Annotated in this window: 17 protein-coding genes; 11 read left to right on the top strand and 6 right to left on the bottom strand. The window is 70.7% G+C overall.

Annotation, left to right across the window (positions count from 1 at the left end):
* Nucleotides 1–2 precede the first annotated feature (2 nt).
* From CF165_RS06730 to CF165_RS06740, 3 genes are read right to left on the bottom strand one after another with little or no spacing between them, the layout of a single operon-like run.
* Nucleotides 3–887 (bottom strand): carbohydrate ABC transporter permease, encoded by an 885-nt coding sequence (locus tag CF165_RS06730; protein WP_093946545.1) that lies wholly within the window; start codon nt 885–887, stop codon nt 3–5.
* On the bottom strand, nt 884–1,873 hold the full coding sequence (locus CF165_RS06735) for a carbohydrate ABC transporter permease (protein WP_093946546.1): 990 nt from the start codon (nt 1,871–1,873) through the stop codon (nt 884–886). Before CF165_RS06735 ends, CF165_RS06730 begins: the two co-directional genes overlap by 4 nt.
* Before the next feature lie 4 nt (nt 1,874–1,877).
* The gene (locus CF165_RS06740; RefSeq protein WP_093946547.1) at nt 1,878–3,182 is read right to left on the bottom strand and encodes an ABC transporter substrate-binding protein; all 1,305 of its coding nucleotides are present in this window, start codon (nt 3,180–3,182) and stop codon (nt 1,878–1,880) included.
* 250 nt (nt 3,183–3,432) lie between these two features.
* Between CF165_RS06740 and CF165_RS06745 the strand changes: the two genes are divergently transcribed.
* From CF165_RS06745 to CF165_RS06760, 4 genes are all read left to right on the top strand, one after another.
* Nucleotides 3,433–4,425, top strand: coding sequence for a LacI family DNA-binding transcriptional regulator (locus tag CF165_RS06745; protein ID WP_093946632.1), 993 nt, complete (start codon nt 3,433–3,435; stop codon nt 4,423–4,425).
* A gap of 516 nt (nt 4,426–4,941) precedes the next feature.
* On the top strand, nt 4,942–7,860 hold the full coding sequence (locus CF165_RS06750) for a glycoside hydrolase family 48 protein (RefSeq protein WP_093946548.1): 2,919 nt from the start codon (nt 4,942–4,944) through the stop codon (nt 7,858–7,860).
* 10 nt (nt 7,861–7,870) lie between these two features.
* The gene (locus tag CF165_RS06755) at nt 7,871–9,400 is read left to right on the top strand and encodes a cellulase family glycosylhydrolase (RefSeq protein ID WP_093946549.1); all 1,530 of its coding nucleotides are present in this window, start codon (nt 7,871–7,873) and stop codon (nt 9,398–9,400) included.
* 35 nt (nt 9,401–9,435) lie between these two features.
* The gene (locus CF165_RS06760) at nt 9,436–11,253 is read left to right on the top strand and encodes a glycoside hydrolase family 6 protein (RefSeq protein ID WP_205660785.1); all 1,818 of its coding nucleotides are present in this window, start codon (nt 9,436–9,438) and stop codon (nt 11,251–11,253) included.
* 358 nt (nt 11,254–11,611) lie between these two features.
* On the opposite strand, the gene CF165_RS06765 is transcribed toward CF165_RS06760, so the two are convergent.
* On the bottom strand, nt 11,612–12,883 hold the full coding sequence (locus CF165_RS06765; RefSeq protein ID WP_093946550.1) for an ABC transporter substrate-binding protein: 1,272 nt from the start codon (nt 12,881–12,883) through the stop codon (nt 11,612–11,614).
* A gap of 179 nt (nt 12,884–13,062) precedes the next feature.
* On the opposite strand from CF165_RS06765, the gene CF165_RS06770 reads away from it, so the two are divergent.
* Entirely contained in the window at nt 13,063–13,989 is a 927-nt protein-coding gene (locus CF165_RS06770) for a LacI family DNA-binding transcriptional regulator (RefSeq protein WP_093946551.1), read from the top strand.
* Between the two features lie 54 nt (nt 13,990–14,043).
* On the opposite strand, the gene CF165_RS06775 is transcribed toward CF165_RS06770, so the two are convergent.
* On the bottom strand, nt 14,044–15,105 hold the full coding sequence (locus tag CF165_RS06775) for a lytic polysaccharide monooxygenase auxiliary activity family 9 protein (RefSeq protein WP_093946552.1): 1,062 nt from the start codon (nt 15,103–15,105) through the stop codon (nt 14,044–14,046).
* Nucleotides 15,106–15,309: 204 nt separating this feature from the next.
* Between CF165_RS06775 and CF165_RS06780 the strand changes: the two genes are divergently transcribed.
* Both CF165_RS06780 and CF165_RS06785 read left to right on the top strand, forming a co-directional pair.
* A complete protein-coding gene (locus CF165_RS06780) occupies nt 15,310–16,506 on the top strand; it encodes an AGE family epimerase/isomerase (RefSeq protein WP_093946553.1) in 1,197 nt (398 codons plus the stop codon).
* A gap of 32 nt (nt 16,507–16,538) precedes the next feature.
* A complete protein-coding gene (locus tag CF165_RS06785) occupies nt 16,539–17,534 on the top strand; it encodes an aldo/keto reductase (protein ID WP_093946554.1) in 996 nt (331 codons plus the stop codon).
* Nucleotide 17,535: 1 nt separating this feature from the next.
* Here the strand turns inward: CF165_RS06785 and CF165_RS53370 are convergent, their stop codons facing one another.
* Nucleotides 17,536–18,714, bottom strand: a complete 1,179-nt coding sequence (locus CF165_RS53370; protein ID WP_093946555.1) for a cellulose-binding domain-containing protein — start codon at nt 18,712–18,714, stop codon at nt 17,536–17,538.
* Nucleotides 18,715–19,293: 579 nt separating this feature from the next.
* Here CF165_RS53370 and CF165_RS06795 point away from each other — a divergent pair.
* The 4 genes from CF165_RS06795 to CF165_RS06810 are packed head-to-tail and all read left to right on the top strand — an operon-like array spanning nt 19,294 to nt 23,118.
* Nucleotides 19,294–20,730, top strand: coding sequence for a hypothetical protein (locus tag CF165_RS06795; RefSeq protein ID WP_240521473.1), 1,437 nt, complete (start codon nt 19,294–19,296; stop codon nt 20,728–20,730).
* Nucleotides 20,727–21,557, top strand: a complete 831-nt coding sequence (locus tag CF165_RS06800) for an AfsA-related hotdog domain-containing protein (protein WP_240521474.1) — start codon at nt 20,727–20,729, stop codon at nt 21,555–21,557. Before CF165_RS06795 ends, CF165_RS06800 begins: the two co-directional genes overlap by 4 nt.
* Nucleotides 21,558–21,604: 47 nt before the next feature.
* Complete coding sequence (locus CF165_RS06805) at nt 21,605–22,420, top strand: carboxymuconolactone decarboxylase family protein (RefSeq protein WP_093946556.1); 816 nt, start codon at nt 21,605–21,607, stop codon at nt 22,418–22,420.
* Entirely contained in the window at nt 22,417–23,118 is a 702-nt protein-coding gene (locus CF165_RS06810; protein WP_093946557.1) for an HAD family hydrolase, read from the top strand. Before CF165_RS06805 ends, CF165_RS06810 begins: the two co-directional genes overlap by 4 nt.
* Nucleotides 23,119–23,123: the final 5 nt, after the last annotated feature.

Raw genomic sequence — 23,123 nt, forward strand, 5'->3', positions numbered from 1 at the left:
GTTCACCCTTTCACGGCACCTTGCATGATCCCGGCCACGATCTGGCGGCCGAGGAGGACGAAGACGATGAGGATGGGGATGGTGGCCAGGGTCGTGCCGGCCAGCACCAGCGAATAGTCGACGTAGTAGCCGCTCTGCAGCTTTTCCAGGGCCACCTGGACGGTGGGGTTGCCGGCGTCCAGCACGACGAGCGGCCACAGGAAGTCGTTCCACGACATCATGAACGTGAACATCGCGAGGATCGCCGCGGCGGGGCGGACCGCGGGCATGCACACGTTCCAGAAGATCCGGATCATGCTGCAGCCGTCGACGCGCGCGGCCTCGATGAGCTCGTACGGCAGAGCGTCCACTGTGTACTGCCGCATCCAGAACACGCCGAACGCGGTGACCAGGTTGGGCACGATCACCGACTCGAGGTGACCGGCCCAGCCCAGCTCCGACATCGCGATGAACAACGGGATGATGCCGAGCTGCGTCGGCACGGCGAGCGTGACGACGATGAACACGAACAACCCGTTCCGGCCCCGGAACCGCAGCTTGGCGAAGGCGAACCCGGCCAGCGACGAGAACAGCACCGTGGTCAGGGTGACCGTCCCGGACACGATGACGCTGTTGGCCAGCGCCTTCCAGAACGGCACGCTGTCGAACACCCGCGAGGCGTTCGCGAAGAAGTTCCCGCCGGGCAGGAACGGCGGGATGCGCTCGGTGAGCATCCCGTTGTCGCGGCTGGCCACCAGGAACGACCAGTAGAACGGGAACAGCGAGCCGAGCACGAAGATCGCCAGCACGACGTAGGTCGCCTTGCGCGGCTTGCCGAGGCTGGCGACGCTCTTGCGCAGCCCCGTTTTCGGGATGTCGCTGCGGATGTCACTGCGGATGGTGGTCATTTCGTCTTCACCGCCGGAGTTCGGGCGATCCGGCCGGTGAGGAAGAAGTTCACCAGCGCGATGAGGATGATGATCAGGAACAGCACCCAGGCGATCGCCGAGGCGTAGCCGAGGCTGTAGTTCTCGAACGCCGACTGGTACAGGTACAGCGTCACGGTCTGGAACTGGTTGCTGGAGCCGCCGTTGTTCGACCCCGGCATGGCGTCGAACAGCTTGGGCTCGGTGAAGATCTGCAGGCCGCCGATCGTCGAGGTGATGGTGACGAAGACCAGCGTCGGCTTCAGCAGGGGCAGCGTGACGTTCCAGAACCGCCGCCACGTGCCCGCGCCGTCGATCAGCGCCGCCTCGTGCAGCTCCTTCGGGATCGCCTGCATCGCCGCCAGCACGATCAGGGCGTTGTACCCGGTCCAGCGCCAGTTCACCATGATCGCGATCGCGACGTGGCTGCCGAACCGGCTGGCCTGCCAGTCGACCGGATCCAGCCCGATGGTCTGCAGCACGCCGTTGATCAGCCCGTACTTGGGGCCGAACAGGTTGGCGAAGATGATCCCGATCGAGACCAGGCTGGCCGCGTACGGGAGCAGGATGCCGACCCGCCAGCCGGTCGCGCCGCGCAGGCGGGCGCCGAGCAGCGCGGCCAGCAGCACCGCGATGACGAGCTGCGGGACGCTCGAGAGCAGGAAGATGCTGATCGTGTTGGTCAGCGCGTTCCAGAACTGGCTGTCCCCGAACAGGTCCTTGTAGTTGTCGAGGCCGATGAAGTCGGGGTTGTCGTCGCCGGCCTTCCACTTGAACAGCGAGACGTACGCGGTGTACAGCAGCGGGAAGAGCCCGACGATCCCGAAGACGATGAAGAACGGTGCGACGTAGAGGTACGGCGAGGCCTTGACGTCCCACCGGCTCAGCCGGTGACGGAAGGTGGGCCGGGGAGACACCCGCTCCCCGGCCTTACTCCCTTCTGGCGCGATCTTGTCGATGACGGTCATCGGTTCAGCGCGTGATCTTCTTCGCGGCCTCGACCATTTGGTTCCAAGCGTCCGCGGCCGACTTGCCCTGCTCGACCGCCTGCAGGGCGGGGCTGGCCGCGTTTTCCTGGATCTGGCCGTCGCCGGGGCCCTTGTACTGCGGCTTCTGCACCTTCTTGGCCTGCTCGGCGAACAGCTCGCCGACCTTCGCGCCACCGAAGTACGGGTTGGTCTGGCTCAGCAGGGCCGGGTCGGTCAGCGCCTTGACCTGGCTGGGGAAGTTGCCCTTCGCCTGGAACGCCTTGACCTGCTGTTCCGGGGCCGTCAGCCAAGCCGCGAGCTCGGCCGCTTCCTTCGGGTGCTTCGACTGCGTCGGCACGGTCAGGTACGAGCCGCCCCAGTTGCCGCCGCCGCCGGGGAAGGCCGCGGTGACCGCCCACTTGTTCGCGTTGTCCGGCCCGGCCTGCTCCTTGATCACGCCGAGCATCCACGACGGGCACACCTTCGTGGCGAACGCGCCCTGCTTGAACCCGGAGTTCCACTCGTTGCTGAACGCGACGAGCTTGGCCGACTCGCCCTTGGCGACGGCGTCGGTGACCTTCGTCCAGGCGTCCTTGATGCCCTGGTTGCTCTCGAGGGCGAGCTTGTCATCGCTGCCGATGTAGCCGGTCGGGAGCTGGTTGACCATGGCGTTGAAGTTCTGCGAGGCCGAGTCGAACCAGGCCTTGTGGGTCTTGGCGGCGTAGTCCGCGCCGGCGGCGAAGTAGCTGTCCCAGGACGCGAACAGCGGCTTGACCTGCTCGGGGTCGGTCGGCAGGCCCGCGGCCTGGAACATGTCCTTGCGGTAGCACATCGCCAGCGGCCCGATGTCGGTGCCGTAGCCGATGAGCTTGCCGTCCTTGGTCTTGGCGGCGTCGTACTTCCAGCTCAGCCAGCGGTCGGGAGAAGCGTCGGCCGGGCCGATCTTGCTCAGATCGTTGAACTTGGAACCCTTGTCCAGGACGTCCGACAGGTGGCCCTCTTCGACCGCCGCGACGTCGGCGAGACCCGAACCGGCGGCCAGCTTGGTGATGAGGTCCTGGTGGTAGGGCCCGCCCTCGCCGGTCTTGCGGTGGGTGATCTTGATGTTGGGGTGCAGCCGCTCGTACTCCGGGATGAGGGCCTCGTAGCCGAACTCGGTGAAGGTCGCCAGCGTCAGGTCGACGTGCTCGTTCGGAGCCGCCGCGGCCGGGGTCTGCTGGTCACCACCACCCCCGTTGCAAGCCGTGGCGCCGAGCGCCGTCATCGTGATGCCCAGTGCCAGGACCAGGCCGTTCCGGATCGTTCTCACGTGTCCAACCACCTTGTTGACGGGAATGAGCGCTCTCACTGCTGGGAGCCGATCTGGGAGCGCTCCCAGGTGTGGCAGAGTCTGCTGAAGGCGTTCACCGGTGTCAAGAGGTCGTAACCGGAGTGTTTCCTGCGAGGAGCGCTCCCGGACATTGCCCAGCGTGACCGTTAAGCTGTCGAAGTCCGGGTGGTTGTTGGTGAGCGAGGGCGGTGCCGTGGGGCCTCGAGCAGGGGATGAAGAACGGCCGACGCTGGAGGACGTCGCGGCGTTCGCCGGGGTGTCGCGGTCGACGGCGTCACGCGCGTTGAACGACGACGCGTACGTCAGCGCGGCGGCGCGCGAGAAGGTGCTGGCCGCGGCTCGCGACCTGGGCTATTCCCCGAACCAGGCGGCGCGGTCGCTGGTCACGCGGCGCACCGGGGCGATCGCGCTGGTGCTGTCGGAGCCGGAGGACCTGCTGCTCGACCACTACCGCACCGCCGTCATGAAGGCCGGCTACCGCGAGCTGGCCGACGTCGGCCGCCAGATGGTGCTGATCTTCAGCGACACGCGCGAGGACCTGAGCAAGACCGTGCGGTTCCTCGAGGGCGGGCACGTCGACGGCGCGCTGGTGTTCGCGCCGCACCGGGCCGACCCGCTGCCCAAGGCGCTGCGCCTGCTGCGGATCCCGGTGGTGTTCGGCGGGCAGGCGGCCGGCATCCGGCGCGGCGTGCACGTCGTCGACTTCGACAACGAGGGCGGCGCCCGGCTGGCGGTCGAGCACCTGGTCGCGGCCGGGCGGCGGCGGATCGCCACGATCGCGGGCCCGCAGGACCAGAGTGCCCCGATCGACCGGCTCGCCGGCTGGCGCAAGACCCTGCTCGACGCCGGGCTCGACCCCGCCGACCTGGCCGAAGAGGCCGACTTCACGCTGTCCGGCGGGGCGAACGCGATGTCCGCGCTGCTGGCCAGGCGCCCGGACCTCGACGCGGTGTTCGTCGCCAGCGACATGATGGCGGTGGGCGCGCTGCGCACCCTCGACGCGGCGGGCCGCCGCATCCCGGACAACGTCGCCGTGGTCAGCTTCGACGACAACGCGACCCTCGCCCCGGCGATGGACCCGCCCCTGACGTCGGTGCACCAGGACCCGCAGGAGCAGGTCCACGCGATGGTCGAGACCCTGATGCAGCTGCTGGCCGACCAGAACCTGAAGCCGCGGCAGCAGATCCTCCCGGTCTCCCTGGCGGTCCGCGCCTCGAGCTGACCGCCGTGTCGACCCTCCGATCACGCGTGCCGGCTTCCTGATCACGCGTGCCGGCCTCCTGATCACGCGTGCCGGCCTCCGGCGCCCGACCGGAACGGCGAACCCGCGTGCCCGGAGGGCCGGCTCGCGTGCCTGGAGGGTCGGCGAGCGTGCCTGGAGGGTCGGCCCGCGTGATTGCGGGGACGACACGCGTGATTGCGGGGACGACACGGGTGTCGTGCCTCGGTGGGTGGGAGCGTTCCCGGTCCAGATGCACCCCTTCAGTCCTAAACAGCGTTTCCTGGGGACTCAACGTGACCGCTTCGCTGGGCTGAACGGGTGAACTTCCCACTATCGGCGCGGGCTGTTCAGGAGCGTTAAGCGGGCCGCTGTTCGCCGGATGCGCAGATGTGACGTCCGGGCCCGTGGTGTCCTTCTGACTCGATTCTTTACATCCAGGTTTCCGGCTGGCTACCGTCTGCGCCTGGAAGCGCTCCCAGATCGCTGGCTCCCTACGGACAAAGGAGTTCCGCAGCCATGCGTTCCTCTCCCCGAAAGCGCGCGCGTGCGCTGGCACTGGCCTCGGCCGTGCTGGCGGTCACGGGCGCGGTGGTCGCCCCACCCCCGGCGCTCGGCGCCGACATCGCCTGTTCGGTCACCTACACCACCAACGACTGGGACACCGGGTTCACCGCCAGCGTGTCGCTGCGCAACGACGGCCCGGCCCTCGACAGCTGGAAGGTCGGCTGGACGTTCCTCGACGGCCAGAAGGTCCAGCAGGGCTGGAGCGCCACGTTCGCCCAGTCGGGCGCCGCGGTCACCGCGTCGAACTTGTCCTACAACGGCCACCTCGACACCGGGGCGAGCACGTCGTTCGGGTTCAACGGCTCGAAGGGCTCGGCCAACCGGCCGCCCACCGACTTCTCCGTCAACGGCACCTCGTGCACCGGCGCCAACAAGGCACCCACGGTCAGCTTGACCGCACCCAGCTCGACCGGGACGTACTACGCCCCGGCGACGATCCCTCTAGCCGCGACGGCCGCCGACAGCGACGGCACGGTGAGCAAGGTCGAGTTCTACGCCGGTGACACGCTGCTGGCCACGGACACGGCGGCGCCGTTCGAGGGCAGCTGGGGCAACGTCCCCGCCGGGACCTATGCGATCACGGCGAAGGCGTACGACAACAAGGGCGCGAGCACGTCGTCCAGCCCGGTCAGCGTGAAGGTCCTCTCCGGGCCGACGATCGTCGCCTCCCCGGCGACCGCGCAGGTCAAGCAGGGCGGTACGGCGACGTTCGCGGTCAGCCTCGCCGGCGCCCCGACGGCTCCGGTCACGGTGGCCGTCGCGCGGACGGGCGGGAGCACGGACCTGACGGCCGCCCCGGCGAGCCTGACGTTCACGACGGCGAACTGGAACACCCCGCAGAACGTCACGGTCACCAGTGCCGACAACGGGGGAGCGCTGGGCAGCGCGACCTTCACCGCGAGCAGCTCCGGCTACACCGCGGCGACGGTGACGGTGAACGAGATCTCGTCGTCCACTTCGGACTATCAGCTGGCGTTCCTGACGCAGTACAACAAGATCAAGGACCCGAACAACGGTTACTTCCGCAAGTTCGGGAACATCCTGGTGCCGTATCACTCGATCGAGACGTTGATCGTGGAGGCACCGGACCACGGGCACGAGACGACGTCGGAGGCGTTCAGCTACTACCTGTGGCTGGAAGCGTCCTACGGCCGGATCACCGGTGACTGGGCGCCGTTCAACCAGGCGTGGACGTCGATCGAGACGTACGCGATCCCGTCGGCGGCGGATCAGCCGGGCAACTCCGGGTACAACGCGAGCAAGCCGGCGACGTACGCGGCGGAGTACCCGAGCCCGAAGTCGTACCCGTCGCAGCTGCAGTCCGGCGTGTCGGTGGGCAGTGACCCGATCGCGGCGGAGCTGAAGGCGGCCTACGGCTCGCCGGACGTCTACGGCATGCACTGGCTGCTGGACGTGGACAACATCTACAAGTTCGGCCACTGCGAGGACGGCACGAACACCGCGCCCGCGTTCATCAACACCTTCCAGCGCGGCTCGCAGGAGTCGGTCTGGGAGACGGTCACCCAGCCCAGCTGCGACCTGTTGAAGTTCGGCGGCAAGAACGGGTACCTGGACCTGTTCACCGGAGACTCGTCCTACGCCAAGCAGTGGAAGTACACCGACGCCCCGGACGCGGACGCCCGCGCCGTGCAGGTGGCCTTCCAGGCCGAGAAGTGGGCCGCGGCGCAGAACAAGAGCGCCGACGTCGCCGCCGTGGTGAAGAAGGCGTCGAAGATGGGCGACTACCTCCGGTACTCGCTGTTCGACAAGTACTTCAAGAAGATCGGCAACTGCGTCGGCGCGTCGAGCTGCCCGGCCGGGACCGGGAAGGACAGCGAGCACTACCTGATTTCGTGGTACTACGCCTGGGGCGGTTCGATGGACTCGTCCAGTGCGTGGGCGTGGCGGATCGGTGACGGCGCGGCGCACCAGGGTTACCAGAACCCGCTGGCCGCCTACGCGTTGTCGAACGACCCCGGCCTCAAGGTCACCTCGGCCACCGGCGCGCAGGACTGGGCGACCAGCCTCGGCCGTCAGATGGAGTTCCTGCAGTGGCTGCAGTCCTCCGAAGGCGGTCTCGCCGGCGGTGCGACCAACAGCTGGGACGGCCAGTACGGCACCCCGCCGGCGGGCACGCCGACGTTCTACGGGATGTTCTACGACCAGCAGCCGGTCTGGCACGACCCGCCGAGCAACCAGTGGTTCGGCTTCCAGACCTGGGGCATGGAACGGATCGCCGAGTACTACCAGGCGACCGGCGACGCCCGGGCGAAGAAGATCCTCGACAAGTGGGTCCCGTGGGCGATCGCGAACACCACGGTCGGCGCCGGCGGGAGTTTCCAGATCCCGGCGGACCTGACCTGGAGCGGCGCGCCGGACACCTGGAACGCCACCAGCCCGGGGGCGAACACCGGCCTGCACGTCACGGTGAAGAACTTCAGCCAGGACGTGGGTGTCGCGGCTTCGCTGGCCAAGACGCTGCTCTACTACGCGTCGGGGTCGAGCAACGCCCAGGCCAAGACGGTCGGTGAGCAGCTGCTGAACGCACTGTCGGCGAACACCGACAGCAAGGGCATCGCGGTGCCGGAGACCCGGACGGACTACAACCGGTTCGACGACACCTACAACGCCACCACGGACCAGGGGCTGTACGTGCCCCCGGGCTGGACGGGCACGATGCCGAACGGCGACCCGATCAACGCGAACTCCACGTTCCTGTCGATCCGCTCGTTCTACAAGAACGACCCGCAGTGGCCGAAGGTCCAGTCCTATCTGGACGGTGGCGCCGCGCCGACGTTCACCTACCACCGGTTCTGGGCGCAGTCGGAGATCGCCACGGCGTTCGCCGCGCACGTCGCCCTGTTCGGTTGAGAGGCATTCGATGAAGCGACTGCTCGCACTGGTGGTCGCCGCACTGGCCGGGGGCGCCGTTCTCACGGCGTCCCCGGCCGCCGCGGCCCCGGAGATCACCGCGGCGGCCGGCACCGGCACCGGGTTCTGGCACGCCGCCGGTTCCCAGCTGGTCGACGCGACCGGCGCGCCGGTCCGGATGACCGGGATCAACTGGTTCGGTGCCGAGACCGGCAACTACTCGCCGCACGGCCTGTGGAGCCGCAACTACAAGGACATGCTCGACCAGATGGCCGGGCTCGGATACAACACGCTGCGGCTGCCGTACTCGAACCAGCTGTTCGACCCCGGGTCCAAACCGGTCAGCATCGACGCCGTGCAGAACCCGGACCTGCAGGGCCTGTCCGGGCTGCAGGTGCTGGACAAGATCGTCGCCTACGCCGGCACCAAGGGCATGCGCGTGCTCCTGGACCGGCACCGGCCGGACTCCGGCGCGCAGTCACCGCTCTGGTACACCAGCGCGTACTCCGAAAGCCGCTGGATCTCCGACTGGACGATGCTGGCCCAGCACTACAAGGGCAACACCACGGTGATCGGCGCGGACCTGCACAACGAACCGCACTCGATCCAAGGTGGCGGCGGGGCCTGCTGGGGCTGCGGCGACACCGCGACCGACTGGCGGCTCGCCGCCGAACGCGCCGGGAACGCCGTGCTCGCGGCGAACCCGGACTGGCTGATCGTCGTCGAGGGCGTCGACTGCGTCAGCGGCACCGGCGACCCACAGTGCGGCTGGTGGGGCGGCAACCTCTCCGGGGCGAAGCAGTTCCCGGTGCGGCTGTCCAAACCGGACAAGCTGGTGTACTCGGCGCACGAGTACGCGACGTCGGTGTTCGCCCAGAAGTGGTTCTCCGACCCCGCGTTCCCGGCGAACATGCCCGCGCTGTGGGACCACTTCTTCGGCTACCTGCAGAAGCAGAACATCGCGCCGGTGCTGCTCGGCGAGTTCGGCACGACGCTCGCCGACCCGCGTGACAAGACGTGGCTGCAGGAGCTGATGCGCTACACCGGCACCGGCCCGACCGGGATGAGCTTCACGTACTGGTCGTGGAACCCGAACTCCGGGGACACCGGCGGCATCCTCAACGACGACTGGACCACGGTCAACCAGGCCAAGCAGGCGATCCTGCAGCCGTACCTGATCCCGCCGGTGGGATCCGGTGGCGGCCCGGGCGACCCGCCGCCCCCGGTGAGCTGCGCGGTCACCTACCACGTCGACAACACGTGGCAAGGCGGGTTCATCGCCACGGTGACCCTGAAGAACTCCGGCAGTTCGGCATTGAAGAACTGGGCGCTCGGCTGGACCGTGCCCGCCGGTACGCAGATCACCGGCGGCTGGAACGCGACGGTCTCGCAGACCGGGCAGCAGGCGACGGCCAAGGCGCCCACCTGGGCGCCCGACCTGGCCGGCGGCGCTTCGGTGTCGATCGGCATCCAGGCGACCGGTCCGGCGACCGGCACGCCCGGCGGGTTCGCCGTCGGAACGACCGCCTGCACCACCTGACCCACCCACCCGAAGAACCCTAAGGAGCACACTCAATGAAGAGTGAATTCTGGTCCCCGAAGAGGAAGGCCCGGCTCGCCGTGGCCTCCTCGGTGACGGCCGCGGCGGTCGTCTCGGGGCTCCTGGTGGCCGGCGGCAGTCCCGCCGGGGCCGCGACCGGCTGCAAGGTGACCTACACGGTCAACCAGTGGGACACCGGGTTCACCGCGAACATCGCGGTGACCAACTTCGGCGACAGCGTCTCGGCATGGAACGTCGAATGGGACTTCGGCGGCAACCAGCAGGTCCAGCAGGGCTGGAGTGCCACGTTCAGCCAGAGCGGCAAGCACGTGAGCGCGAAGAACCCGTCGTGGGGCGGCACGCTCGGCTCGAACGCGACGGCGAACTTCGGCTTCAACGGCTCGTACTCGGGCACGAACGACATCCCGACGTCGTTCTCGCTCAACGGCGCCCACTGCGACGGCACCCCCGGCGGCCCGACCACGACGCCGACGACGCCGACGACCGTGACGACGTCGAGCAGCCCCACGACGTCGACGACGCCGACCGGGCCCACCACCCCGACGCAGCCCGGGACCCACGTGGACAACCCGTACGCCGGGGCGAAGGGGTACGTGAACCCGGACTGGTCGGGCGAGGTGAGCGCGGCGGCCGCGGCCAAGGGCGGCACGCTCGGTGCCCAGATGGCCAAGGTGGCCAACACCTCGACCGCGGTCTGGATCGACCGGATCGCGGCGATCACCGGCACGGCGGACTCGCGCGGCCTGCGCGGGCACCTCGACGCGGCGCTGGCCCAGGCGAGCGGCGGCACGCCGGTGACCATCCAGGTCGTCGTCTACGACCTGCCCAACCGCGACTGCGCGGCGCTGGCGTCCAACGGTGAGCTGAAGGTCGCCGAGAACGGCCTGGCCCGGTACAAGAGCGAGTACATCGACCCGATCGCCTCGATCATGGCCGACCCGAAGTACGCGCCGCTGCGCATCGTGGCGATCGTCGAGCCGGACTCGCTGCCCAACCTGATCACGAACACGTCGATGGCGACCTGCGCGGAGGCGCAGTCCAGCGGGGCGTACACGCAGGGCATCCAGTACGCGCTGAACAAGCTGCACGCGATCTCCAACGTCTACAACTACCTGGACATCGCGCACTCGGCGTGGCTGGGCTGGGACAGCAACTTCGGTCCCTTCGTCAACCTGGTGAAGCAGACCCTGCAGGGCACCACGGCCGGGGTGAACAGCATCGACGGCTTCATCAGCTCCACGGCCAACTACACGCCGCTGACCGAGCCGAACCTGCCCGACCCGAACCTGACGGTCGGCGGGCAGCAGCTGAAGTCGGCGACGTTCTACCAGTGGAACCCGTACTTCGCCGAGGTGCCCTACGCCACCGCGATGTACAACGCGTTCGTGTCGGCGGGCCTGCCGAGCGGCATCGGCATGCTGGTCGACACCTCCCGCAACGGCTGGGGCGGCGCGGCCCGGCCCACCGGGGCGTCGGGGTCCACTGTGGACGCCTACGTGAACTCGGGCCGGATCGACCGGCGGCTGCACCGCGGCAACTGGTGCAACCAAAGCGGCGCGGGGCTGGGCGTCCGGCCGACGGCGTCCCCGGCGGCGCACTTCGACGCCTACGTCTGGATCAAGCCGCCGGGTGAGTCCGACGGCGCGAGCCAGCAGATCCCGAACGACGAAGGCAAGGGCGCCGACCCGATGTGCGACCCGACGTTCCACGGGACGCAGCAGGCCAACGGTGGCAACCTCACCGGGGCCCTGCCGAACGCCCCGCTGTCCGGCAAGTGGTTCGAGGCCCAGTTCGAGCAGCTGGTCCAGAACGCCTACCCGCCGGTGCAGTGACCTGACACCCCGGGCCGGGCGGTGCCGCGTAGCCGCCGTCCGGCCCGGGCTCCACCTCGGCAACCCGCAGCACCGGCGGCGGCCTGTCCCGCCAGGCCGCCCGCCGGGTCCCGCTCGGCCGCCTGACCGGCCGAGCGGGACGACGAGGTTCGGCCTGACGTCCGGCAGGACGTCGGGCCGGGCCCCGCGGCGCACGTCTTCGGCGTGCCGGCCGGGATCCTCGCGGAAGCGGAACCCCTCGAACTCCTTCGGCCTGGTTCGGTGACGAACCCCATCCGGGTGTGGAACTGTGCGAACCCTTGTTCTCCGGCGAAGTGATCGCCCGTACCGCCGGGTGCCGGTGTGCCGGGCGCCCCGGTCAGGGGACGAGCCGGTGCACCCCGACCAGCACCTGCTGCCAGACGGCGGCCGGGTCGGCGCCCTGCTCGACCGACTTGAGCGCGGGCGCGATCACCGCCTCCTGGATCTTGCCGTCGCCCGGGCCCTTGTACTGCGGTTTCCCGACCTTGCGGGCCTGGGCGACGAAGACCTGCCCGCTCAGCGCGCCGCCGAAGTAGCTGTTCATCTCGCTGAGCAGGTCGGGGGAGGTGAACGCCTCGACCTGGCTGGGGAAGTTCCCGCTCACCCGGAACGCGTGCAGCTGCTGCTCCGGCGCGGTCAGCCAGGCGGCGAGCGCGGCGGCCTCCTTCTGGTGCGGGCTCGTGGCCGGCACGGTGAGGTACGAGCCGCCCCAGTTGCCGCCGCCGTCCGGGAAGGCGTCGGTGATCGCCCACTTGCCGGCGTTGGCGATCCCGGCCTGCTGCTCGATGATGCCGAGCATCCACGACGGGCAGACCTTCGTCGCGAAGGCGCCGAGGCGCAGGCCGTTGTTGCCGTCGTCCTCGAACGCGGTGAGCCCGGCCGACTGCCCCTGCTTCACCGCGGTGGTGACCTGGTCCCAGGCGTCCTTCAACGCGGTGTTCGTTTCGAGCGTCGAGCGGTCTTCGCGGTTCAGGTAACCGACCGGGAGCTGGTTCACCATGGCGTTGAAGATCTGCGCCGCGGAGTCGAACCACGCTTTCCCGTGCGAGCGCTTGACATATTCCTTGCCCGCCCGGAAGAAACCGTCCCAGGTGGAGAACATCGTCTTCACCGAGCCGGGATCGGTGGGCAGCCCGGCCGTTTCGAGGAAGTCCTTGCGGTAGCACATGGCCAGCGGGCCGATGTCCGTGCCGTAGCCGACGAGCTTGCCGTCCTTGCTGCGGCCCGCTTCGTACTTCCACTCCAGCCACCGGCCCGGCTTGACGTCGGGTGGCCCGATCTTGGCCAGGTCGGCGAACTTCGCCGACTGCGCGAGCACGTCGGCGAGGTGGCCCTCTTCGACGGCCTGGATGTCGGCGAGGTCCTGGCCGTTCTGCAGCTTCGCCAGCAGGTCCTGGTGGTACGGGCCGCCCTGTTCGGTGCGGACCTGGCGGATGGTGAGCCCGGGGTGGGTGAACTCGTAACCGGGGATGAGGTCTTCGTAGCCGAACTCGCCGAACGTCGCCACGGTGAGCGTGATGTGCTCCGGCGTGCTGGGACCGCACCCGGCGGTCAGGACGAGCAGGACGACGGTGACGGCGAAGGCCAGCCGTCTTCGGATCTGCCTCATGAGTGTGCTCTCCCCGTGGGAGCCCGGCTCCCGTCCCTCGTTGGCTGGGAGCGCTCCCGGGCCGAGTGTCGTTTCCGGGTGCGGCGAGTGTCAAGCTGTGCGACAGCGGGTGTCCGGGTGAACACGGACCGCGGGCCGGCGCCGGTTCGGTGCGGCACGTGGTGCGACGAAGGGGTGCGATGAAGCGTCCGACGATCACCGACATCGCGAAGGAGGCCGGCGTCTCCAAGGGCGCGGTCTCCTACGCCCTCAACGGCCGCCCCGGCGTCTCGGAGGCGACCCGGCAGCGGATCACCGAGATCGCCAGGGAGCTCGGGTGGGCGCCGAGCAGCACCGCGCGGGCGCTGTCCGGCGGCCGGACCGGGGCGATCGGCCTGGTGCTCGACCGGCCGTTCGAGGTGGTCGTCCCGGCCCTGCTCGACGGGTTCCCCGACGAGCTGCTGATCCAGGTCGCCGCCGGCCGCGACGCCGCACTGGCGATCCACCGCCGCTGGCGGGCCGAACGGAAGGTCGACGGCGTGCTGCTCACCGAGCCGGGGTGCGCGGCCGAGCTGGTGCGGATCGGCCTGCCGGCGGTGGTGCTCGGCGGCCCGGGCGGGGTGCCGGGCGTCCCGTCGGTGCGGGTGGACGACGCCACCGGGGCCGCCGAGGTGCTCCGGTACCTGGCCGCGCTGGGCCACCGGCGCGTGGTCCGCGTGGCGGGCGCGGCCGTGTTCGCGGACCCGGCGGCGCGGCACCGGGCGTTCCCCGCCGGTCCCGCCCACCCCGAGCCCTCGGCCGACGCGGTCCGCCGGGTGCTGGCCGGGCGCCCCCGGCCCACCGCCCTGGTGTGCGACACCGACGGCCTCGCGGTGGCCGCGCTCGCCGCCGCGCGCGAACTCGGCCTCGCGGTTCCGCGCGACCTCTCGGTGGTCTCGTGGGACGACACCTCGCTCTGCCTGCTGGTCCGCCCGGCGCTCACGGCGATCCGGCGGCCGCTGGGCGAGCTGGGCGCGCTCGCGGCTTCGGTGCTGCACGACCTGCTGGCCGGGGAGGCGACCGGCGACGTGTTCGCGTCCCGGCCGAGGCTGATCACCCGCGGCAGCACCGGCCCCGCCCACGCGTGAAGGCCACCTCCGTGTCGCCGGAGGTGGCCTGCACGCATTGTCCACAGGGGACGGTCAGGTGCCCTGGCACGTCGGCGACGGCGCGGCGTTGCCTCCCGTGGTGTTGACGACGATCCCAAAGGTGGTCTGGCCGTCCGCGGCCACCTGGCCGTTCCAGTCGGCGTTGCGGACCGTGACCGCCGAGCCGGACTGGCTCAGCGTGCCGTTCCAGACGCTGGCGATCGTCTGGCCCGCGGGCAGTGTCCAGCCCACCTGCCAGCGCGTGTACGGCGTGGTGCCGTGGTTCATCACCGTCACCGTGGCCTGGTAGCCACCGCTCCAGGGGTTGGTGATCTCGTACATCGCCATGCACGAGCCCGGCGGCGGGGTGCCGGTGGTGGTCGTCGGCGTGGTCGACGTGGGCGGGGTGCCCGGGTCCTTCACGCCGGTGACCTCGCCGTGCCCGCCGTCGAAGGTGACGTCCGAGCAGCCGTAGAACGTCTCGTTGCTGTCGGAGCGCTTCCACACCGAGTAGATGATGTGCCGGCCGGTCTTGTTCGACGGCAGCGCGCCGCTCCACTTGTACTGGCCGTCCACCGTGCCCACCTGGCCGGTCACCGGCGGGTGATCCACCGTCAGGAACGGTTGATCCTCCAGCTCGTCCCAGGTCAGCGGCTGGTTGGGGTTCCAGCCGTCCTTGGTCACGTAGGTGTAGAACCAGCCCGGGTGCGCGGCCCACGCGTTGTAGGAGAAGTCGAATTGGGCCCCGGAGGTGAGGTGGGTCAGCGGCCACTCGCCGACGCCGTCGAAGCCCGCGTAGTTCGGGTTCCCGCCGGAGCACAGCTTCCCGTCGGGGATGAACCCGCGCGTGCGCCCGGCGCCGTCGGACCGCAGCACGGCGAACCAGTTGTACAGCGAGTTGGCGCCGCTGACGCCCACCGCGGCCGCGCAGGCCGGGTTGACGGGCTTGATCTCCCCGGTCGAACTGAGCCCGTCCTGCCAGCACAGGAAGGTCCGGCTGCCCGGTTTCATCATGGCGCCGTGTGCCTCGGCCGTGCCGGTGTTCAGCAGGATGGCGGTCAGGCTCGCCAGCAGCACGGTGACGGCGGCGAGGATCGTACTTCGTCTCCTGGTCACGTCTGTCCCTTCATTGGGTAGCGTGCGTCGAAGACTGGGAGCGCTCTCACGATCAGGATACGCGGCGGCGGTCACTTCCGGAACATCCCGCGGTGAGCGGGGCCGCCGCCTTGGCCTACGTTGACGGAGGCCGCCGATCACCGGACCGGCCGCCGGGGCAGGCCCCGGGGAAGGCCCCGCAACGGCCGTCGAGAAAGGCAGAGAGTGGACAGTCCGTCTTCGGTGCCCGCCTGGGTGCGCGCCGAACCCGCCCGGCTGCTCGGTTTCGCCGCCCGCGCGGCGCACCCCGGTGGTGGGTTCGCGTGGCTCGACGACGCCGGGCGGCCGGTGCTCGACCGTCCCGTCGAGACCTGGATCACCTGCCGGATGACGCACGTCTTCGCGCTGGCGGCGCTGCGGGGCGAGCCGGCCGCGGGGGAGCGGGTCGCGCACGGCGTCGCCGCGCTGACCGGGCTGCTGCGCGACCCGGAGCACGGCGGCTGGTACGCCACGGCGGCCCTGGACGACAAGCGGGCCTACGAGCACGCGTTCGTCGTCCTGGCGGCCTCGAGCGCGGCCGCCGCCGGTGCCGAGGGGGCCGAACCGCTGCTGGCCGAGGCGCTCGAAGTCGTCGAACGCCGGTTCTGGGAACCGGGGCCGGGGCTCGTCGCCGACGTCTGGGACCGCGGCTGGACGCGGCTGGAGGACTACCGCGGGGCCAACGCCAACATGCACACCGTCGAGGCGTTCCTGGCCGCCGCCGACGTCACCGGCGACCGGGTGTGGGCGAAGCGCGCTTTGTCCATTGTGGACCATCTGGTGCACGGCGAAGCCCGCGCGCACGGCTGGCTGCTCCCGGAGCACTACGACCCGGACTGGCGGGTGCGCCTGGAGTTCAACCGGGCCGAGCCCGCCCACCCGTTCCGCCCGTTCGGCGCGACCGTCGGGCACCTCTTCGAATGGGCGCGGCTGGCCGTGCACCTCACGCGCGCCCTCGGCGACGAGGCGCCGTCGTGGCTGGTGCCCGACGCCGTCGCGCTGTTCGAGACGGCGGTCCGGACCGGCTGGGCCGTCGACGGCCGGGCGGGCTTCGTCTACACCACCGACTTCGCCGGGACGCCGGTGGTCCGCAACCGCCTGCACTGGGTGGTGACGGAGGCGATGGCCGCCGCGTGGACGCTGCACCAGGAAACCGGCGACCCGGCGTACCTCGAGCGGTTCCGTGAGTGGTGCGGGCACGCCGAAGACTGCTTTGTGGACCGTGAGCTCGGGTCGTGGCACCACGAGCTCGACCCGGAGAACCGGCCCGCGGCGACGGTGTGGGCCGGCAAACCGGACATCTACCACGCCTACCAGGCGACGCTGCTGCCCGCCCTGCCGCCCGCGGCGTCGTTCGCCGGCGCGCTCCTCCCGCGTCGCTAGACTTCCGGGGACCCTTCCGGACAAGGAGAACCATGTCGCCTTTCGTCGCGGCCGAAGACCGGTACGCGGACATGCCCTACCGGCGGGCCGGGCGCAGTGGGCTGAAACTGCCCGCCGTGTCGCTCGGCCTGTGGCACAACTTCGGGGACGACAAGCCCCTCGACGTCCAGCGCGCGGTGCTGCGCCGGGCGTTCGACCTGGGCGTGACGCACTTCGACCTGGCCAACAACTACGGCCCGCCGCCCGGCGCGGCCGAGGCGAACTTCGGGCGGCACTTCGCCGCCGACTTCCGCCCGTACCGCGACGAGATCCTGGTGTCGTCCAAGGCCGGCTACCTGATGTGGGACGGCCCGTACGGCGAGTGGGGCTCGCGCAAGAACCTCCTCGCCAGCCTGGACCAGAGCCTGGCGCGCACCGGCCTGGACCACTTCGACGTCTTCTACTCGCACCGCCCCGACCCGGAGACGCCGATCGAGGAGACGATGGGCGCGCTCGACACCGCCGTCCGCTCCGGGAAAGCGCTCTACGCGGGCATCTCCAACTACTCGCCGGAGCAGACCGAGGCCGCGCTCGCCGCGTTGAAGGAACTCGGCACGCCGCTGCTGATCCACCAGCCGCGGTACTCGATGCTGGACCGCTGGGCCGAGGACGGCCTGCTGGACACGCTGGACGAGCACGGCGTCGGCTCGATCGCGTACTCGCCGCTGAGCCAGGGCCTGCTGACCGATCGCTACCTCGACGGCGTCCCGGCCGACTCGCGGGCGGCCGGGGCCAGCCCGTTCCTCACCAGCGACCGGCTCACCGACGAGACCCTCGCGACCGTCCGCGCGCTGAACGACGTCGCGAAGCGGCGCGGGCAGACACTCGCCCAGCTCGCCATCGCCTGGGTGCTGCGGGGCGGCCGCGTCACCTCGGCGCTGATCGGGGCCAGCAGCGTCGCGCAGCTCGAGAACACCGTCGCGGCGACGGCGAACCTCGAGTTCGGCGGCGACGAGCTGGCCGAGATCGACCGGATCCTCGGCCGGTGAGTCAGCAGCCGATCCGCGAGGTGCCGACGGCCACGTCGTCGAACCACAGCGTGTCGGCGTCGCCGGCGTAGCTCTCCCAGCCGAGCCGGAGGTCGGTCACGGCCGGGTGCCAGGCCCGGCCGAGCCACTGCTGGTCGACGTCGGGGGTCGGGACGCCGTCGACGACGAGCCCGGGCACCTCGGTGGAGCCGAGCCACGTCCGGAGCTTGCCGCCGGGGCCGTCCAGCTGGAACTCGAAGCACGACCAGGTGGACGTCGGCAGCGGGACGCTCTGGGCGACCCCGGCGGGGCTCTGCGCGGGCAGCGTCGCGTCGTCGGACTCGCGGTTCCACTGCAGGGCCCGGTTCTGCCCGCCGGCCCGCAGGTCGCGGCCGCCGTCGACGGTGTCGCGCATCGCCATGAAGGCGACGTGCCCGGTGGGCAGCGCGGTGGTGTGGCGGACCCAGAACCGGCCGTAGAACGCGCCCGACCCGAGGCTGCCGAGGCTCGTGCCGAGGAAGGCGTGGTTGCAGTAGCCGCCCTGGCCGGTGACCTTGACCGAGCGGGAGCCCGAGTGCGCGACGGTGCTGTCGACGGCGACCGTGCCGGTGCCCGTGCAGTTGGCCGCGCCGACGGTCCAGCGGCCGCCGGGGGTGCCGCCGGTCTGCTGCTCGAAGTCGTCGCAGATCGCGGCGCCCGCGCACCCGGCGGGCGGCGGCCCGGATGTCGGTGTTGTCGGGGGCGGCGGGGTCGTTGTCGTCGTGGGAGTGGTCGGGGTGGTCGTCGTCGGGGGAGCGGTGTCACCGCACGAGACGCCGTTGAGCGCGAAGTCCGTGGGCTCGGCGTTCGTCCCGCTGTAGGTGCCCTGGAGGCCGAACGAAACCGAGCCACCGGCGGGCAGTGCGGCGTTGTAGGGGAGGCTCTCCGCCGTGACGGCGTTGCCGGTCTGGCGGACGGTGGCGTTCCAGGCCGAGGTCACCGACTGGGTACCGCTGTAGTGCCAGGTGAGCGCCCAGGAGGAGAGCGCGGTGGCGCCGTTGGTCACGGTGATGTCGGCGGTGTACCCGCTCTGCCACTGGTTGACGCGGTAGACGACCGAGCAGGCCGGCGCCGCGGCGGCGGGCTCGGCGGCGACGACGACGGCGGTGGTGCCCGCCGCGGCGAGGCAGAGCCCGGCGAGGGCGCCGGCGAACCTGTTCATCGGGGTCCTCCCGGGGACGCGGACAGGGGCGCCGTGGCCTGCACCACGACGCCCCTGGGTGGTTGGCCGCGTTCTGGCGAGGCGACCTGGCATGGGAGCGCTTCCAGCCGACGAGAAGGTAACCCCGGTGTGTCGCCCTTGTAAAGGGCCGCCCGGACGTGAGCCGATCCGGTGGTCGGTTTTCCGGAGGCGGGCCGCTCCCGGCGTCCACTGAACGCTCCTGAACGGCCGAAGCCGTTGGGGGGCAGGAGATGCCGTGGTCGCGCTGCGCCACGGAGTTGGCCGCCGGATGCCGCCGTTGGAGTGGATTCCGCGAATCCGGTCCAAGATCACGATCGGATCCGCCGCGCCCTCGGACCACGGTTGCTGGGAGCGCTCTCAAGGCCTCGAGCCGTGCTCGTCGTGACCACGTCCAGTCCTCTGTGGACTCGAAGCCCCGCGCGGCGCGAAATCCTTGTTGCGGGCTCAACTTCTCGCTGATCGCACGGTCGGGAGAGCGGTGACACGATCGGCCGTGGCTGTCACGCTGTTGTAGTGTCGGACCGAGGGGACCCGTACTCCGGAATCGTTGGATGAACGATGAGCCGACAGGTCAAGCCAGGGAGCAAGCCCTACCGTGCGCGGCTGCGAGAACGGCTGGCCGCCTTGGGGTTTCCCGCGGAGGCGATCCCGGCCAGAGTGGCGGAAAACCTGATCGTCGAATGCGGGACCCCGCCGCGCACCGCGTGGCGGCTGGCCTCCGAGCTGTCGCTCGACGTCGCCGCGGACCGCTACAACGCCCTCACCGGAGACCCCCGCGCGGGGATGCGCGGCACCCGGATCTGGGAGTACGAGCAGTGGCCCGACCGCGGCGTCCGGCCCACCGTCGCGGCCCTGCGGGTGCTGGCCACGGTGTACGGCACCTGCTGGAAGTCGCTGCTGGGCCTGCGTGACCTCGAGCAGCTGCCTGCCAAGGACCTCGCCGAGTACCACGCCGAGGCGGAGCCCGAGGTGCCCCGGCCGAAGGCACGCGCGCCGGTCCGCGTCGAAGAGCGGGTGGACGAGGAAATCGGGACAGGTGTCCTCGACGACGCGATCCTGCTGACGAAGACCAACGTCGACGACACGCAGCTCGACGACCTGTGGTCGGACCTGGACTTCCTGGGCGGCGTCTACACCCGGACCGCGCCCGAGTCGATCCTCGGCCAGCTCGCCGTCGTCGAGGAACGGGTGTCGGCCATGCTCAAGGGCAGGCAGCGGCCGAAACAGACCCAGGACCTGCTCCTGGCCGGGGCGAAGTGCTCGGCGATGATGGCGTGGATCGCCGGCGACCTCGGGCGGTACCGCCTCTCGCGCGAGCTCAACTCCGCGGCCTGGCTCTACACCCAGTACGCCGACGACTTCCTCGCCCGGCGCTGGGTCCGCACGTCGCAGGCGCGCGTGGCCTTCTGGGCGGGCAACGGCGTCGAGTCCGCGAAGCTGGCCGCGGACGGGCTCACCTACCACGTCGGCGGGCGGCTCACGGACGCGCCGCTGGTCCTCGCCGAAGCGCGCGGCTGGTCGTCGGTGCAGGCCGAGCGGCAGGTGCTGGACGCGATCGCGCACTGGACGAGCATCGAGGACCCGGACCTCGGCGCCGGCGGCGAGGACCGGTTCTTCAACATCACGAAGGACCGGCGGCACTACATGGCGGGCACCTCGCTGCTCGCGGTCGGGCAGGCCACCTCCGCGTTGCGCGAGTTCACCACCGCCCGCGAGGCCTACGAAAAGCTGTCACCGGAGAACCGCTGGGAGGCCATGGACCCGATGATCCGGATCGACACGGGCCGCGCGTACCTGCGGCTCGACGATCTCGAAGGCGCCGCCGCGCACGTCGAACCCCTGCTGGAGGCGGACGTGGCCAAGCAGCCGGACATGGTGCGCGCCACGCTGAAGCTCCTGGCCGCCGAGCTGTCCGGGCCGCGCTGGCGTCCGGCGCCGGCGGCAAGGCACCTCGCCGAAGCGCTTCAGGACGCCTCCGCGCCGGGGCGGCCGTGACGGGAGACCCGGCCCGGACGGAGGTGGCACCGGACACCGGCGCGTGCCGGGAGCCCGCTCACGAGCCGGTCCAGGCGCTCGAGGGGTTCACCCGGCGCGACGTGGTGGTGGTCGCCGACCGCTTCGCCCGGTTCGCCCGCGGGGACCGGGTGCTCACGATGTCCGGTCTGCTGACCCTGCTCACCGCCGGCGGCCCGGAGGTGGCCGGCTGCCACTGGGTCGTCCACCTCGGCCAGGGCGTCGACGCCACGGACTTCGACCTGATCGAAGCCGCCCGCGGCGAGAGCGAGGTCGCGGTGTGCCTCGCGGACCCGGAGCGGTTCCGGGCGGCGCCGGAACCGCCGGGGATCGTCCACAAGGACCGGCCGGAGAACGTCCTGCTGGCCGGCGTGCACCACCCCGGGGCCACGCACTGCCGGGCCGCGCTGCGGATCCACCGGGACAACGAGCTGGTCCTCGACCACCACACCGGCGAGCACGTGCAGGGGATCGTGATCATCGAAGCGATGCGGCAGATCTGCATCGCGCAGTTCGAGACCGCGGTCCGCCCGGGCCTGCCCCCGGCCGGGTACGCCGGGGTGTGGAAACGGATCGACCTGTCCTTCGAGGACTTCCTGTTCCCGCTCCCGGCCACCGTCGAGTCGCTGATCGTCGAGTCCGACGTCACCCGCGAAACGCACCTGAAGTTCCGCGCCACCACGGCGGTGCGCCAGCACGGGCACACCGTGGCCACCGCGACCATCGAGTACGCCATGGTCGCGCAGCGGCGCATCGACGCACTGGAACGCCGCAAGGCCGACCAGGCCACCCGGGCCTACCTCGGCTGAGCCGAAACCACTGCCGCAACCCACTCCGGAAGGGAAACCACACCACGATGTCCGAAGTGCAGGAGCACGACCGCTCCGCGTCCTTCGCCCAGGGCCTGAACCTCATCCAGCGGCTCGGCGGCGCCGAACGGCCCGCCGTGCTGGACCTGTTCGCCAGCATCGGGGAGGCCGAGTTCGGCGAGCGGTGCGTCGGGTTCATCTACGGCGACGTCTACCACCGGCCCGGCCTGCCGCTGCCGGAACGCCAGCTGGTGACGGTCGCCGCGCTCACCGCGCTCGGCTACGCGGGTGCGCAGCTGCAGTTCCACGCCAAGGCCGCGCTCACCGTCGGCTGCACCCGCCGCGGGCTGGTCGAGGCGGTCATCCACGTCAGCTCGTTCGCCGGGTTCCCCGCCACCCTGAACGCGCTGGGACAGCTCAAGACGTTGTTCGAGAGCCTGCCGGACGATGAGCCCGCGCCGTCCGAGCCTGCCGAGGCACCGCCGTGGGCGGGCATCGCCGACCGCTACGAGCGCGGCCTGGCCGCGATGAAAGCGATCGACGGCGAGGCGGGGGAGAAGGTCGCCGAGGCGCTCCAGGACATCGCCCCCGACCTGGCCCGCTACATCGTCGAGTTCACCTTCGGCGAGATCTACCCCCGCCCGCACCTGAGCCTGCGCCACCGCGAGCTCGTCACGATCGCCGCGTGCGTCGCGCTGGGCACCGCGCTGCCGCAGCTGAAGGTGCACATCCACGGCCTGCTGAACGTCGGCGGCACCGAGCGCGAGGCCGTCGAGACCGTGCTGCACCTGGCGTTCTACTGCGGGTTCCCGGCCGCGCTCAACGCCATCGCGGCCGCACGCGAAGTGTTCGCCCAGCGGTGACCGGATTCCGGAAGCTCCGCGCGGTCGCCCTCGACTGCGACGGCGTGCTCGTCGACGACACCTACCTGGCCATGATCGCCGGCTTCGTCACCGGCCACGGCGGCGGGTACGACGCCGCGGCCGAGCGGGACGTGATCGGGCTGCGCGACATCGTCGTCGCCGAGAAGATCACCCGGCTCTGCCGCCTCGGCCAGCCGCCGGAGAAGACCCTGGAACAGCTGTGGGCGGCGCGGCGGGAGTACCTGGCCGAGCACCCGATCCGCGTCGCCGAGGGCGCGCGGGACTGCCTGGAGGCGCTGGCGAAGCTCCCGGTCCGGCTGGTCTGCTACGGCGGCCGGACCCGGGAGCACACCTTCGACCGGTACCTCGGCGATTTCGTGGACCTGCTCGACCCCGAGGTGCCCTACGTGAGCATCAACGAGCACCGCCCGGGCGTCGACCACATCGCCCGGCGCGTGCTCGGCGTCGCCTTCGACGAGATCGTGTTCGTCGACGACGTGAGCCGGGTGGCCGAGGACGCCCGCGCGCACGGCGCCGGCTTCATCGGGTTCCCCTCGAGCCCAGCCCACGCGCGGCAGCGGGAGTTCATGGCCTCCTGCGGCGTGCGGCACCTCCCGGCCTCGCTCGCCGAGCTGACCCCGGAGCTGCTGCGAACCGTCGACGAGGAGCTCGCGACTTCGACCCACTGGCCCCGTTAGTCCCA

The organism is Amycolatopsis vastitatis, from assembly GCF_002234595.1.
Taxonomy (GTDB): domain Bacteria; phylum Actinomycetota; class Actinomycetes; order Mycobacteriales; family Pseudonocardiaceae; genus Amycolatopsis; species Amycolatopsis vastitatis.